At 74.2% G+C, this 12,529-nt stretch carries 16 protein-coding genes; 6 read left to right on the forward strand and 10 right to left on the reverse strand.

Annotation, left to right across the window (positions count from 1 at the left end; all coding sequences use genetic code 11):
• Positions 1-4 precede the first annotated feature (4 nt).
• Positions 5-403 (reverse strand): adenylyltransferase/cytidyltransferase family protein, encoded by a 399-nt coding sequence (locus Q0858_RS04120; RefSeq protein WP_299051375.1) that lies wholly within the window; start codon positions 401-403, stop codon positions 5-7.
• Positions 404-446: 43 nt separating this feature from the next.
• Between Q0858_RS04120 and Q0858_RS04125 the strand changes: the two genes are divergently transcribed.
• Positions 447-1,718 carry a DUF445 domain-containing protein gene (locus Q0858_RS04125; RefSeq protein ID WP_299051377.1) on the forward strand — a complete coding sequence of 424 codons (1,272 nt, stop codon included), beginning with the start codon at positions 447-449 and terminating at the stop codon, positions 1,716-1,718.
• Between the two features lie 302 nt (positions 1,719-2,020).
• Here the strand turns inward: Q0858_RS04125 and Q0858_RS04130 are convergent, their stop codons facing one another.
• The 4 genes from Q0858_RS04130 to Q0858_RS04145 form a co-directional block, all read right to left on the reverse strand.
• The gene (locus Q0858_RS04130) at positions 2,021-2,269 is read right to left on the reverse strand and encodes an RNA-binding S4 domain-containing protein (RefSeq protein ID WP_366915990.1); all 249 of its coding nucleotides are present in this window, start codon (positions 2,267-2,269) and stop codon (positions 2,021-2,023) included.
• A complete protein-coding gene (locus Q0858_RS04135) occupies positions 2,266-2,637 on the reverse strand; it encodes an FKBP-type peptidyl-prolyl cis-trans isomerase (protein WP_299051379.1) in 372 nt (123 codons plus the stop codon). The genes Q0858_RS04130 and Q0858_RS04135 overlap by 4 nt, the downstream gene beginning before the upstream one ends.
• Positions 2,638-2,685: 48 nt before the next feature.
• Complete coding sequence (locus tag Q0858_RS04140) at positions 2,686-3,129, reverse strand: CBS domain-containing protein (protein WP_299051381.1); 444 nt, start codon at positions 3,127-3,129, stop codon at positions 2,686-2,688.
• An 85-nt stretch (positions 3,130-3,214) separates the two neighbouring features.
• A complete protein-coding gene (locus Q0858_RS04145) occupies positions 3,215-4,099 on the reverse strand; it encodes an inositol monophosphatase family protein (protein ID WP_299051382.1) in 885 nt (294 codons plus the stop codon).
• 110 nt (positions 4,100-4,209) lie between these two features.
• Here Q0858_RS04145 and Q0858_RS04150 point away from each other — a divergent pair, with 110 nt between their 5' ends.
• Complete coding sequence (locus Q0858_RS04150) at positions 4,210-4,689, forward strand: hypothetical protein (RefSeq protein ID WP_299051383.1); 480 nt, start codon at positions 4,210-4,212, stop codon at positions 4,687-4,689.
• Positions 4,690-4,765: 76 nt separating this feature from the next.
• Here the strand turns inward: Q0858_RS04150 and rsgA are convergent, their stop codons facing one another.
• Genes rsgA through Q0858_RS04165 form a run of 3 tightly spaced genes read right to left on the reverse strand, consistent with a single transcriptional unit; the run spans position 4,766 to position 7,643 of the window.
• Positions 4,766-5,797 carry a ribosome small subunit-dependent GTPase A gene (gene rsgA / locus Q0858_RS04155; protein WP_299051384.1) on the reverse strand — a complete coding sequence of 344 codons (1,032 nt, stop codon included), beginning with the start codon at positions 5,795-5,797 and terminating at the stop codon, positions 4,766-4,768.
• Between the two features lie 7 nt (positions 5,798-5,804).
• Positions 5,805-7,094 (reverse strand): 3-phosphoshikimate 1-carboxyvinyltransferase, encoded by a 1,290-nt coding sequence (gene aroA, locus Q0858_RS04160; protein WP_299051385.1) that lies wholly within the window; start codon positions 7,092-7,094, stop codon positions 5,805-5,807.
• A gap of 18 nt (positions 7,095-7,112) precedes the next feature.
• Positions 7,113-7,643, reverse strand: coding sequence for a DoxX family membrane protein (locus tag Q0858_RS04165; protein WP_299051387.1), 531 nt, complete (start codon positions 7,641-7,643; stop codon positions 7,113-7,115).
• A 50-nt stretch (positions 7,644-7,693) separates the two neighbouring features.
• Between Q0858_RS04165 and Q0858_RS04170 the strand changes: the two genes are divergently transcribed.
• The 4 genes from Q0858_RS04170 (at position 7,694) to rsrA (ending at position 10,277) form a co-directional block, all read left to right on the forward strand.
• The gene (locus Q0858_RS04170; RefSeq protein WP_299051389.1) at positions 7,694-8,497 is read left to right on the forward strand and encodes an SOS response-associated peptidase; all 804 of its coding nucleotides are present in this window, start codon (positions 7,694-7,696) and stop codon (positions 8,495-8,497) included.
• Positions 8,494-9,147 carry an alpha/beta family hydrolase gene (locus tag Q0858_RS04175; RefSeq protein ID WP_299051391.1) on the forward strand — a complete coding sequence of 218 codons (654 nt, stop codon included), beginning with the start codon at positions 8,494-8,496 and terminating at the stop codon, positions 9,145-9,147. The genes Q0858_RS04170 and Q0858_RS04175 overlap by 4 nt, the downstream gene beginning before the upstream one ends.
• A 186-nt stretch (positions 9,148-9,333) precedes the next feature.
• Positions 9,334-9,987: a sigma-70 family RNA polymerase sigma factor gene (locus Q0858_RS04180; protein ID WP_299051393.1), complete on the forward strand. Its 654-nt coding sequence runs from the start codon at positions 9,334-9,336 to the stop codon at positions 9,985-9,987.
• Positions 9,984-10,277: a mycothiol system anti-sigma-R factor gene (gene rsrA, locus Q0858_RS04185; protein WP_299051395.1), complete on the forward strand. Its 294-nt coding sequence runs from the start codon at positions 9,984-9,986 to the stop codon at positions 10,275-10,277. Before Q0858_RS04180 ends, rsrA begins: the two co-directional genes overlap by 4 nt.
• Before the next feature lie 330 nt (positions 10,278-10,607).
• Here the strand turns inward: rsrA and Q0858_RS04190 are convergent, their stop codons facing one another.
• Together Q0858_RS04190 and Q0858_RS04195 are read right to left on the reverse strand one after the other, a co-directional pair.
• The gene (locus Q0858_RS04190; RefSeq protein ID WP_299051396.1) at positions 10,608-11,915 is read right to left on the reverse strand and encodes an SGNH/GDSL hydrolase family protein; all 1,308 of its coding nucleotides are present in this window, start codon (positions 11,913-11,915) and stop codon (positions 10,608-10,610) included.
• A 95-nt stretch (positions 11,916-12,010) separates the two neighbouring features.
• A complete protein-coding gene (locus Q0858_RS04195; RefSeq protein ID WP_299051398.1) occupies positions 12,011-12,424 on the reverse strand; it encodes a thioesterase in 414 nt (137 codons plus the stop codon).
• Positions 12,425-12,529: the final 105 nt, after the last annotated feature.

Genomic DNA, 12,529 nt, shown 5'->3' on the forward strand with positions numbered 1-12,529 from the left:
CCGATCAGCCTGTGGAGGAGATCTTCTCGATCAGCGCCGTCGTGGAGATGGCGGGCGTGCGGGTCAGGTAGACGACCTCGCAGACGTCGCGGAACTCGTCGAAGCGTCCCTCCCAGTCGTCACCCATGACCAGGACGTCGGCGCCGTGCTCGAGGATGTAGTCGCGCTTCTGCTCCAGGCTCTCCTCGACGAAGACGGCGGAGACGGGCTTGAGGGCGGCGACGATCTCGAGCCGCTCGTCCTGGCTGAAGACCGGCTCGCGGCCCTTCTTGCGCAGGTTGAGGGCGTCGGCGGACACCCCCACCACGAGGCGGTCGCCCAGTGCCGCGGCGCGCTCGATCACCCGGAGGTGGCCGACGTGGAACACGTCGAAGGTCCCGAAGGTGATGACCGTGCGTGACATGCCCGGGATTCTGGCACGTCGTGGGGTGCGAGGATCGGCGGCGATGACCACCGTGACCCGCGCCCCCATGGTCCAGGCCGACCCGGCGGCGGACGAGCTCCGGCGCCGCGGGCTGCGGCGCATGCGGCTGGTCGCCACCTCGCTGCTGGTCCTCGCGGCCGTCGTGTACGTCGCCACGCTGGGCCAGGACGGCGTCCTCGGGTTCGTCAACGCCGGTGCCGAGGCCTCGATGGTCGGCGCGATCGCGGACTGGTTCGCGGTGACCGCGCTCTTCCGGCACCCGCTCGGCCTGCCAATCCCGCACACGGCCCTCATCCCGCGCCGCAAGGACGACCTGGGCAAGGGGCTGCAGGAGTTCGTCGGCGAGAACTTCCTCGCCGAGGCCGTCGTCCGCGAGCAGGTGCTCGGCGCGGAGCCGTCCCGGCGTGTCGGCACCTGGCTCTCGCAGCCCGCGAACGCCCGTCGCGTCGTGGACGAGGCGGTCGAGATCGCGACCATCGGGCTGTCGAAGATCCGGGACGACCAGATCGCGGACCTCGTGGAGGGCGCCGTCCTCCCGCGGTTCCGTGAGGAGCGGGTCGCGCCGCTGGCGGGCTCGCTGCTGGCGGAGGTCGTCCGCGACCGCGTCCACCACGGGCTGGTGGACCTCGCCCTCGGCGAGATGTACCGGTGGCTGGCCGAGAACCCGGACCGCTTCGCCGAGATCGTCGGCTCCCGCGCCCCGTGGTGGGCTCCGCAGTCGCTCAACGAGGCCGTCACCGGGCGGCTGCACACCGAGGCCCTGCGCTGGCTGGGCGACATCCGCGACGACCCCGACCACGACGCCCGGGCCGCCCTCGACTCGCTGCTGGAGCAGCTGGCCCAGGACCTGCTGTTCGACCCGGCCACCCAGGAGCGTGCGGAGCGGCTCAAGGACCGGGTGCTGGAGCACCCGCAGGTCCTCGCCACGGCCGTGTCCCTGTGGCAGGCGTTCCGGCGGGCGCTGCTGACCTCGCTGCGCGAGAAGGACGGTGAGGTCCACCGCCGCCTGCTGCGTGAGCTGACGGCGTTCGCCGAGCGACTCGTGACCGAGGCCGACCTCCGCGAGCGGCTCGACACCCGTGTCGCCGACGCCGCGGTCTTCGTCGTCAGCCGCTACGGCGAGGAGGTCACCGCCGTCATCAGCCGCACCATCCAGCGCTGGGACGGCAAGGAGGCGTCGCAGCGCATCGAGCTCCACGTCGGCCGCGACCTGCAGTTCATCCGCATCAACGGCACCGTCGTCGGCGGCCTCGTCGGCGTCGTCATCCACGCCGTCGCCGTCCTCCTCGGCTGACGGGCGCGACGCCGAGTCGGCACGTCTGCGCACGCTCAGGACGTCGAGTCGGCACGTCTGCGCAGCTGTACGGGGTCGAGTCGGCACGTCTGCGCACGCTCAGGACGTCGAGTCGGCACGTCTGCGCACGCTCAGGACGTCGAGTCGGCACGTCTGCGCAGTCGTCGTGGTCGGCCGGGTCGCCTCGCCCCACCGGGTCTCGACCCGCGGCCGCGGCCTCGCAAGCTCGCCCGCGCGCTTGCTCGACCTGCGCCGCTGCACGGCCTCGCGAGCTCGGCCGTGGCGGCTTGCCGACTCGGCGGTCAGGAGGAGGTGGTGACCACCGCGGAGCGTCCGTCGAGGGACACCACGTCGCCGCCGGCGAGCAGCCGCCCGCGCTGGATCTCGGGGTGGCCGTTGACGGTCACGAGGCCCTCGGCGACCGCGGACTTGGCCTCGGCGCCGGAGTCGACGAGGTCCGCGAGCTTGAGGAACTGGCCCAGGCGGATGGCACCGGTGACCGGGACCTCCGCCGGCTCCTGCCCGGGCGCGCCGGGAGGCGGGGTGGTCAGGAGACCGACACCAGGTCGACGACGAAGATCAGCGTCTCGCCGGGCTTGATGACCCCGCCGGCGCCGCGGTCGCCGTACCCGAGGTGGGGCGGGATGACGAGCTGGCGGCGACCGCCGACCTTCATGCCCGGGACGCCCTGGTCCCAGCCGGCGATGACCTGGCCGACGCCGATGCGGATGTCGAGGGTCTGGCCGCGGTCCCACGAGGCGTCGAACTGCTCGCCGGTGGAGTGCGCGACGCCCACGTAGTGCATCGAGATCGCCGCCCCCTTCGTCGCCTCGGGGCCGTCACCGACCACGAGGTCGGTGACCTCCAGGTCGCTCGGGGGGTCGAAGTCGGGGAAGTCGATCTCAGGACGCTCAGCCATGCGACGAGCCTACGAGGTCGTCGCGGGCGCCGTGGACCGGTGGCCTGCTCAGGACTGGCGGAGGTAGTTGTCGAGCTGGTCGCGCTCGAACTCGAGCTGTCCGATCCGGCTCTTCACCACGTCGCCGATGCTGATGATCCCGACGAGCGATCCGTCGTCCACGACCGGGACGTGACGGATCCGGTACTGCGTCATCGTCGCCATCAGCTCGTCGACGGAGTCCGCGGAGCCGCAGGTCTGCACCGTGGCGGTCATGATCGCCGACACAGGGCCGTCGAGGACCCCGTCACCGCCCGGCAGCCGGCGTACGACGTCCCGCTCGCTGACGATGCCCGCGACCGGACCGCCGTCGGTGTCACGGACGACGACCGCGCCGATGTTGTGCTCGGCCAGCAGCTCGACGAGCTCGCGGACCGCCGCGTCGGGGCTGATCGTCACGACGTCGCGTCGGGCGCCACCCGCCTGGGCGTCGAGCACCTCGTGGATCCGCATGCCGGTCTCCTCCCGCCGACACCCCGTCGGGCGTCGGGTGGGGGACAAGGTAGTCCCGCCGGGGGGCCCTGGCCAGGGTCCGGAGTCAGTCCTCCGCGCGGGGGCGGCGGCGCAGGTGGGACACCGAGCCGGGCCCGAAGGCGCGGACGTCGGGGTCGCCGTGGTCCTGGGCGGCCGTGCCCAGGAACGAGAGGGCGACCTCGTGCAGGTGCCCGTTGGTCGCGAGGGCGTTGCCGCCCCAGGGTCCCGGGGCGCCGTCGAGGGAGGAGAACCGGCCTCCCGCCTCGCGGACGATCACGTCGAGGGCCGCCATGTCGTAGACCTGCAGCTCCGGCTCGGCGGCCACGTCCACGGCGCCCTCGGCGAGGAGCATGTAGGACCAGAAGTCGCCGTACGCCCGGGAGCGCCAGCAGCGCCGGGAGAGGGTGACGAAGTCGTCGAGGCGGTCCTGCTCGTCCCAGCCGTCGAGCGAGCTGTACGACAGGGACGCGTCCTCGATCCGGCGTACGTCGGACACCTGGCAGCGGCTGGCCCGGACCAGCGAGCGACCCGTCCACGCGCCGTTGCCCTTCGAGGCCCACCACCGGCGGTTCAGCTGCGGGGCGGACACCACGCCGCACACCACCTCATCGCCCACCGCCAGCGCGATCAGCGTCGCCCAGACGGGCACGCCCCGGATGAAGTTCTTCGTGCCGTCGATCGGGTCGACGATCCAGCGCCGGTCGGACTCGCCGTCGGAGCCGAGCTCCTCGCCGGTGATGGCGTCCCTGCTGCGGACCCGGCCCAGGGTCCGGCGCAGCCCCTCCTCGACGGCCCTGTCGGCATCGGTGACGGGGGTGAGGTCCGGCTTGCTCATCACGTGGAGGTCGACGGCCTTGAACCGGTCGGTCGTCAGGGAGTCCGCGTCGTCGGCCAGCAGGTGCGCCAGACGCAGGTCGTCCATGTGGTCGGTCGCTCCCAGCAACGGCATGGGGTCAGGCTAGTGCCGCGGGTCGAAGGTCCTCGCACGGCGACCACCGGGGTTCCTCGAACGCGCGGCTCCAGGGCCCGGCCCCACGCGACTGTGCCTACCCTGTGCGCATGGAGATCGCCGGGCTGCCCGCCCACGCCCTCGTCATCCACGCCGCCGTCGTCCTGACGCCCCTGGCGGGTCTCGTGGCGATCGTGTACGCCGCCGTGCCGCGCTGGCGGTGGGCCGTCCGGTGGCCCCTGCTCGGGCTGGCCGTCCTCACCGCGCTGTCGATCTTCGGGGCGTGGCTGACCGGCGGGTCCTACCTCGACGCCAACCCGTCGCTGGAGCAGATCCCGGCCGTCAGCACCCACGCGGAGCGCGCCGACGTGATGCTCTGGGTCGGCCTGGTCTTCGCCGCGCTCGCCGCCGCGTCGGCCTTCGTGCTCGGCGGCCCCACCGGCCTGGCCTCGGGGCGCGGGGCCCGCGACGTCCGCAGCGTCGCGGTGGACCGCGGCCTCGCCGCCGTCCTCGCCGTCGCCGCGGTCGCGGCGATCGTGCTCGTGGTCCTCACCGGTGACGCCGGCGCCCGGGCGGTCTGGGGCGGGTAGCGCGTCCGCGCGTCCTCACGCGTCCCTCCTGTCGCTCGCTCACCACGCTGGCCAGGCCCCGTCGCCCGACCCGCCCTCAGTCGCCGGTGTCGCGGACGCGGGCGGCGAGCAGGCGGCGCAGGGAGTCGACGCGCTCGGGCTCGACGCGGCCCTCCGCGACGGCGAGGTCGAGGCCGCACTCGGGGGCCTCGGCGGAGTGGTCGCAGCCGCGGGAGCAGTCGGAGGCGGCCTCGTCGAGGTCCTGGAACGACCTCAGCAGGTCGTCGGGGGAGACGTGCGCGAGCCCGAAGGACCGGATCCCCGGGGTGTCGACGATCCAGCCGTCGCGGCGCTCGGAGCCGTCGCCGGGCAGCGGCAGCATCAGCACCTGCGTCGACGTGTGGCGCCCCCGGCCGGTCACCGCGTTCACGTCGCCGATCTCGCGGCGGGCGCCCGGGACCAGCGCGTTGACCAGCGTCGACTTCCCGACCCCGCTGGGCCCGACGAGCACCGAGACCCGACCGGCCAGCGCCTCGCGGACGGCGGCGGGGTCCTCCCCGCGGCGGCTGACGACCCACCGCACCCCGAGCGCCCGGTACGTCGACACGAGGTCGTCGGGGGAGGCCAGGTCGGCCTTCGTGAGGCACAGCAGCGGGTCCATCCCCGCGTCGTACGCCGCCACGAGGGCGCGGTCGATCAGCCGGGCACGGGGCTCGGGGTCGGCGAGGGCGGCGACGACGACGAGCTGGTCGGCGTTGGCGACGACGATCCGCTCGACCGGGTCCTCGTCGTCGGCGGTACGACGCAGCGTCGTGGCCCGTTCCTCGACCTCGACGATCCGCGCCATCGTGCCGTCGTCCCCGGAGACGTCGCCGACCAGGCGGACGCGGTCGCCGACGACGACCGCCTTGCGGCCCAGGGGGCGGGCCTTCATCGCCGTCACGGGCAGCGCGTCGAGGGGGCGACCCGCGATCCGCACCCGCAGCCGGCCGCGGTCGACCCGCATCACGGTGCCGTCCACCGCGTCGTCGTACGACGGCCGCTCCTTGGTGCGCGGCCGGGTACGGCGGCGCGGCCGGTCGTAGTGCTCCTGGTCCTCCTCGCCGTACCGCCGTGCGCCCCGGGCCATCAGCGGCTCACAGCAGCCCGGACCAGACGTCGGCGAAGCCGGGGAAGGTCTTCGCCGTGGTGTCGACGTCCTCGATCCCGACGCCGGGCACGACGGCCCCGACCACGGCCGCGGCGTGGGCCATCCGGTGGTCGGCGTACGTGCGGAACACGTCGCCGTGCAGGGGGGCCGGCCGCAGCTCGAGGCCGTCCTCGCGCTCGGAGACGTCGGCCCCCAGGCGGCCCAGCTCGGTGGCCAGGGCGGTGATGCGGTCGGTCTCGTGGCCGCGGATGTGCGCGACGCCGCGCAGCACCGACGGCGACGACGCCAGCGCGCACAGGGCGGCGACGACCGGCGTCAGCTCGCCGACGTCGCGCAGGTCGAGGTCGACGCCGGCCAGCTCGTCGGGCCCGGTCACGAGCAGGCCGTCGTCACCGAGCTCGGCCGTGCAGCCCATCAGCGTGAGGATCTCGCGGAGTCGGTCGCCGGGCTGCGTGGTGGACGACGGCCAGTCCCGCACCAGCACCCGTCCACCGGTCGCGGCGGCGAGGGCCAGGAAGGGCCCCGCGTTGGACAGGTCCGGCTCGATGGTCGTGTCGAGGGCGCTCACGGGACCGGGCCGGACCGTCCACCGGTCGGGCTCGGAGCCCTCGTCGCCGGGCGCGGTCACGTCGACGCCGTGCTCGCGCAGCATCGCCACCGTCATCTCGAGGTGAGGGAGGGACGGGACGGGCTTGCCGTCGTGCAGCACGTCCACGCCCTCGTCGTACGACGCCCCGGCGAGCAGGAGTGCGGAGACGAACTGCGAGGACGCCGACGCGTCGAGCACGACGCGCCCGCCGCGCACGGAGCCGTGCCCGACGACCCCGAACGGCAGGAACGGTCCACCGTCGACCGCCACCCCGAGGTCGCGCAGGGCGTCGAGCAGGGTCCCCACCGGCCGGGTCCTCATGTGGGGGTCACCGTCGAAGTCGACGCGCCCCGTGTGCAGCGCGGCGACGGGCGGCACGAACCGCATGACCGTGCCGGCCAGGCCGCAGTCGACACGCGCGTCGCCAGCACCGCCGGAGGACGGCGTCACCGCCCAGTCGTCGCCCGAGGAGTCGACGCCGTGACCGAGCGCGCGCAGCGCGGCCGCCATCAGCTCGCTGTCGCGCGACCGCAGCGCCCGCCGGACGACGGAGGGGCCGTCCGCGGTGGCCGCCAGCAGCAGCGCGCGGTTGGTCAGCGACTTGCTCCCCGGCAGCCGGACGACGGCGTCGACCTTTCCGTCCGCGACCGGCGCCGGCCACACCGGCGCCGTCACGGGCGGGGTCACGGGGGTGTTCAGGGGGGCTCAGCTGGCCTTGGCGGCCGCGAGCTTGGCGGCGTTGGCCATGTCGTGCTGGACGTGCTTGGCCTCGCGCTTGACGTCCTTCGCGGCGCGACGCGCGCGCCAGGCCACGCCGGGCTTGCCCTCGGTGTCGACGCCGGCGAGCAGCAGGCCGCCCAGGGTCGAGACGTTCTTGAAGAAGGCGAGGCGCTGGGCCTTGACCTGGACCGGGTCGGTCTCGTTCCAGAAGGCGTGACCGGCGATGGTGGTGAGCGTCAGCGACCCGGCGAGCACCGAGGAGCTGAGGCGGGGGAAGCGGTTGGTGGCCAGCGCGGCGGCGGCGGCGATCTGCACCACCGCGTTGACGCGGACCAGGGTGGTGGGGTCCTCGGGGATGGGCGCGGAGGGGACCGCAGCCTTCGCCGCGGGCACGACCCGGTCGGTCACGTTCTGGGCCTTCGGGCCGAGCGACTCGGCGTTGCGCAGCGCGTTCGCCGCGCCGATGAAGAACACGGAGGCGAGCATCGGCCGGGCGATCAGTCTGATGGCGGTCATAGGGGCATTCCTACACGATCCGTCACGCCGGGGCGCCGTACGCTCGTCCCATGTGCGGCCGCTACGCCTCCACCCGTGACGCCGACGCGCTCGCCGAGGAGTTCGAGGTCGTCGAGCAGGTGCTGGCGACCCCCCTCGAGGCGGACTGGAACGTGGCGCCGACCAAGCCGGTCCCGGCGATCCTCGAGCGGCCGCCCCGGGAGCCGGGCGCGGGGGGCGAGGACGACGAGGACGCCGGTCCCCAGCGCCAGCTGCGCTCGCTGACGTGGGGACTCGTGCCCTTCTGGGCCAAGGATCCCGGCATCGGCAGCCGCATGATCAACGCCCGCACCGAGACGGTGGCGGACAAGCCCGCCTTCCGCCAGGCGTTCGCGAAGCGCCGCTGCCTGCTGCCCGCCGACGGATACTTCGAGTGGTACCCCACCCAGCAGCGGGGGAAGGGCGGCAAGCCGCTCAAGCAGCCCTTCTTCATCCGCCCCCACGACGGCGGGGTGCTCGCGATGGCGGGGCTGTACGAGATCTGGCGCGACCCCGACCGCGCGGACGACGACCCCGAGCGCTTCCGCTGGACCTGCACCGTCCTCACCACCAGCGCCACCGACGAGCTCGGCCACCTCCACGACCGGATGCCGATGACCGTGGCCCGGGAGTCCTGGGCGGCCTGGCTCGACCCCACCCGCTCCGACGACGCCCGCGGCCTCCTCGTGCCCGCGGCGCCGGGGGCGCTCACGGCGTACCCGGTCTCCACGGCTGTCGGCAACGTCCGCAACAACGGCCCGAGCCTCGTCGAGCCGCTGCCGCTGGAGGAGGTCGACCCGGAGGTGGCCGAGCAGGCGACGGGCTCGCCCGGATGACGGCCCGGGAGCTGGACACCCCGCACGGTCCTGCCCGCCTCGAGGTGGCGCGGGCCCGGTCCCCGATCGCGACGCTGCTCCTCTCCCACGGCGCGGGCGCCGGCGCCGACACCCACGACCTCGAGGCCCTCGCCGCCCACCTGCCGCGCCAGGGCGTGACCGTCGCCCGCCTCACCCAGCCCTGGCGCGTTGCCGGGCGGAAGGTGGCCACCGCCCCGCCGACCCTGGACGACGCCCTGCTGGTCGCCGTGGGCTCGCTGCAGCGCTCCGCGCGCCCCCTGGTGCTCGGGGGACGGTCGGCCGGCGCCCGGTCGGCCGCCCGCTGCGCCCGGTCCGCTGGCGCCGCCGGATGTCTCGCGCTCTCCTTCCCGCTCCACCCGCCGGGTCGGCCCGAGCGCAGCCGCCTCGACGAGCTGACCGGCGCCGGCGTCCCGACGCTGGTCGTGCAGGGCGAGCGCGACCCGATGGGGACGCCCGAGGAGTTCCCCGCCGACCTCGAGGCGCACGACGTCCACCTGGTCGTCGTGCCTGCCGCCGACCACTCGCTGCGGACCCCGAAGCGCTCGGGACCCGCGCCGGACGACGTCGCGGCGCTGCTCGTCGAGGCCACCCTCGAGTGGCTCGTGCGCGAGGTCACCGGCTCCGGCTGAGCCGCGGGCCGGCGTCCACGGAGCCGCGGCCGGTACCCCGCCCCGGTGCGGGAATGCCCGGCCCGGGGGTGCTGTTCAGCCGACATGCCCGCACTGCTCACCACCACGCAGACGGAGTCGGTGCCCGCCGCCGGTCCCGTCTCGACCGGCCCCCGCGCCGAGGCCCGAGGGCTAGGGTGGACGTCGATGACGAACACCGCAGCCGACGAGGTCGACACCGTCGACGTGGCGACCGAGACCCCCGAGGACCGAGCAGCCCGCTTCGAGAGGGACGCCCTGCCGTTCCTCGACCAGCTCTACTCGGCGGGCATGCGCATGACCCGGAACCCGGCTGACGCCGAGGACCTGGTGCAGGAGACGTTCGCCAAGGCGTACAGCTCCTTCCACCAGTTCCGCCCCGGCACGAACCTGAAGGCCTGGCTCTACCGCATCCTGACCAACACCTTCATCAACTCCTACCGCAAGAAGCAGCGTCAGCCGCAGCAGTCGATGTCCGAGGACGTCGAGGACTGGCAGCTGGCCCGCGCCGAGTCGCACAGCTCCACCGGGCTGAAGTCCGCGGAGACCGAGGCTCTCGAGCACCTGCCCGACTCGCAGGTCAAGGACGCGCTGCAGCGACTGCCCGAGGAGTTCCGCCTGGCCGTCTACCTGGCCGACGTGGAGGGTTTCCCCTACAAGGAGATCGCCGAGATCATGGACACGCCCATCGGCACCGTGATGTCGCGCCTGCACCGGGGACGCCGGCAGCTGCGCGACATGCTCACCGAGCACGTCCGCTCCAACGCCCTCGTGGCCGACGAGACCGTCGAGCGCGCGGTGCGGAAGGGGGGAGCGCGATGACCAGCCAGTCCGAGGCCGACCGGCCCGCAGGCAGCGCCGAGGCCGGCGACGGCTGTGCGGAGTACCTCGAGCGCATCGTCTACTTCCTCGACAACGAGCTCGACCAGGCCGACTGTCAGCAGGTCCAGCTGCACCTCGACGAGTGTGCGCCGTGCCTGCGCAAGTACGACCTCGAGCGCACGGTGAAGGCCGTCGTCGCCCGCTCGTGCTCCGAGGCCGCACCGTCCGGTCTCGCCGAGCGCGTCCGCATGCAGATCCGCACGGTGCAGGTCCAGATCACCGACGGCTGAGGCCGCGTGGGACGATAGGCCACCACCGTCACGAGGAGGACACCATGGGCAAGACCGGACGCAAGCGCCGCGCGCGCAAGAAGAAGGCCGCCAACCACGGCAAGCGCCCCAACGCCTGAGGCGCGCAGCGCGGCCCCACGGGGCCGACGCCGCCCGACGAGCCCCCGGTCACCGACCGGGGGCTCTCGTGCGTCCCGGGGCCTTCGTCCTCCCCAGGACGGGGCCCTCGCGGCGGGTGGTCCCCTGACCTTCCGTCGTCCGAGGGGGCCGCGGGGAGCAGGTGCTCAGGGGACCACCCCCGGCCCGGGTACCGCCTGGGGAGGACGGCGCTCAGCAGTCGAGGGCGGGCGCGACCGCCGCGGCGACGGCCGCGAAGCCCTCGTCGGAGGGGTGGAGCGAGTCGCCGGAGTCGTACGACGGGCGCAGGCGGGCCGGGTCCGCGGGGTCGCGCAGGACGCGGTCGGTGTCGACGACGCCGTCGAGCTCGTCGGTGCTGCGGATCCAGTCGTTCACGGCCTGCCGGTCGGCCTCACCGGCCTCCGTGGCGTAGCCGAAGCCCGTGAACGGGGTGAGGGTCGCCCCGATGACCCGGACGCCGTCGGCCCTGGCGCGGTCGACGAGGGTGCGGTAGGCGTCGATCAGCTCCTCCGGCTCGAGGTCGCCCTCGGCACCGCCGATGTCGTTGATGCCCGCGAGCACGACCACCGTCCGCACGCCGGGGACGGCGAGGACGTCGCGGTCGAAGCGGTCCAGGACCGGGTCCCCGGTGCGTCCGCTGCCGCTGAGCACCCGGTTGCCGCCGATGCCCGCGTTCACGACCCCGCACCGGCCCACGGGTCCGGTCGACCCGGCTGACCCGGCGGAGGCGGCCGTCCCGCCGAGGAGCCTCGCGGCGACCTGGTCGGGGTAGCGCAGGTCGGCGTCCACGCTGGAGTTCGCGCCCGCCGTGATCGAGTCGCCGACGAACACCACCGTGCCGTCGTCGTCGTCGGTGGCGACGTCGACGCCGGCGAGGAAGTAGCGCGACTCGTCGAGGGTCTCGAAGGCGTCGCCCGGGTCGGTGACGTGCTCGCCCTCGGCGACGAAGGAGGTCGCGAACGCCGACGCCTGCCACGTGGCGGGACCCGTCGGCCCGGGCAGGTGCATGCTCACGACGACGTCGGCGAGGTCGGGGACCCGCACCCGGACCGGGTCCGAGGCCAGCACCTCGCCGACGGGGATGCTCGTCGACTCCTGGCCGTCGAAGGTGACCCGACGGAGGTCCACGATGTCGACGCGGGGCCGGCCCTGGTTGCCTCGGCGGACGGCGACGGTGACGGCACCGATCTCGAGCGGGCGGTCGCCGTACACGTTGGAGAGGCGGAGCCGCAGCGCGTCGCCGCCCAACGACAGCCGCGCCACCTGGCGCAGGGTCACGTCGGTGAAGCCCTCGGGGGCGATCTCGTCGGCCTCACCCGCCTCGTGCAGCGCGGCACCCCACGAGCCGACCCAGCTGCTGCCGGGCGGCAGGTCGGCCGCCGCCTGCTCGGACGGCTGGCTCGGGGACTGGGCGAGCAGCACGGAGCCGACCGCGGTCAGCGTCGCCAGGCTGAGGGCGCTGAGGACCGCCGTCAGGCGGCTGCGGCGCGCAGGAGCCATCGGATCCTCCTGCTCGAGGTCCGGCCGTGGGCGGCGCGCTCCCCACGAGCGCGGTCACACGGGAGGGAATGAGGTCTCCAGTGTGGCAGTGGCGCTCAGTCCTCGTGCAGGAACCGTCGAATCTCGACGACCGCCCGGACCACCTCGCCGGTGGCGACCTCGACCTCCTCGGTGTCGTCACCCACGCGATGGCGGGCATGGACGGCGAACCGCGCCCGCCGACCGCCCGGAGCGTCCTCGCCCGAGCGGCGCGCGGTCACCACCACGGTGGCCCCGACGGGGCTCGGCGCCCGGTGCTCGAGGCTGACGCGGGTCCCGACCGACGTGCTGCCGTCGGGCAGGTCGGCCTCGAGGGCGGCACAGGTCGCGGCCTCCATCCAGGCCAGCAGGCGGGGTGTGCCGAGGACGGGCAGCGACCCACTGCCGACAGCGGCGGCGGTGTCGTCGTCGGTGACGGTGAAGCGGAGCTCGGCCTCGGCGGGGACGGCAGGAGCAGGGGTGTCGGGCACGGGACCTCCGCGATCTCGGGGTGGGGGTGGGGCAACCTGGGGCGATGTCAGACGTCTACCAGGTGTGAGGACGGACGTGACAGATCTCGGGGCCGCGCGGAGCAC

It is taken from the genome of uncultured Nocardioides sp., assembly GCF_947489365.1.
Taxonomy (GTDB): Bacteria; Actinomycetota; Actinomycetes; order Propionibacteriales; family Nocardioidaceae; genus Nocardioides.

Excerpts from the sequence above, each read along its gene's own strand:
- Q0858_RS04120 (WP_299051375.1), bottom strand. The coding sequence starts at position 403 with ATGTCACGCACGGTCATCACCTTCGGGACCTTCGACGTGTTCCACGTC.
- Q0858_RS04125 (WP_299051377.1), top strand. The coding sequence starts at position 447 with ATGACCACCGTGACCCGCGCCCCCATGGTCCAGGCCGACCCGGCGGCG.
- Q0858_RS04135 (WP_299051379.1), bottom strand. The coding sequence starts at position 2,637 with ATGGCTGAGCGTCCTGAGATCGACTTCCCCGACTTCGACCCCCCGAGC.
- Q0858_RS04140 (WP_299051381.1), bottom strand. The coding sequence starts at position 3,129 with ATGCGGATCCACGAGGTGCTCGACGCCCAGGCGGGTGGCGCCCGACGC.
- Q0858_RS04145 (WP_299051382.1), bottom strand. The coding sequence starts at position 4,099 with ATGCCGTTGCTGGGAGCGACCGACCACATGGACGACCTGCGTCTGGCG.
- Q0858_RS04150 (WP_299051383.1), top strand. The coding sequence starts at position 4,210 with ATGGAGATCGCCGGGCTGCCCGCCCACGCCCTCGTCATCCACGCCGCC.
- rsgA (WP_299051384.1), bottom strand. The coding sequence starts at position 5,797 with ATGGCCCGGGGCGCACGGCGGTACGGCGAGGAGGACCAGGAGCACTAC.
- Q0858_RS04165 (WP_299051387.1), bottom strand. The coding sequence starts at position 7,643 with ATGACCGCCATCAGACTGATCGCCCGGCCGATGCTCGCCTCCGTGTTC.
- Q0858_RS04170 (WP_299051389.1), top strand. The coding sequence starts at position 7,694 with ATGTGCGGCCGCTACGCCTCCACCCGTGACGCCGACGCGCTCGCCGAG.
- Q0858_RS04175 (WP_299051391.1), top strand. The coding sequence starts at position 8,494 with ATGACGGCCCGGGAGCTGGACACCCCGCACGGTCCTGCCCGCCTCGAG.
- Q0858_RS04180 (WP_299051393.1), top strand. The coding sequence starts at position 9,334 with ATGACGAACACCGCAGCCGACGAGGTCGACACCGTCGACGTGGCGACC.
- rsrA (WP_299051395.1), top strand. The coding sequence starts at position 9,984 with ATGACCAGCCAGTCCGAGGCCGACCGGCCCGCAGGCAGCGCCGAGGCC.
- Q0858_RS04190 (WP_299051396.1), bottom strand. The coding sequence starts at position 11,915 with ATGGCTCCTGCGCGCCGCAGCCGCCTGACGGCGGTCCTCAGCGCCCTC.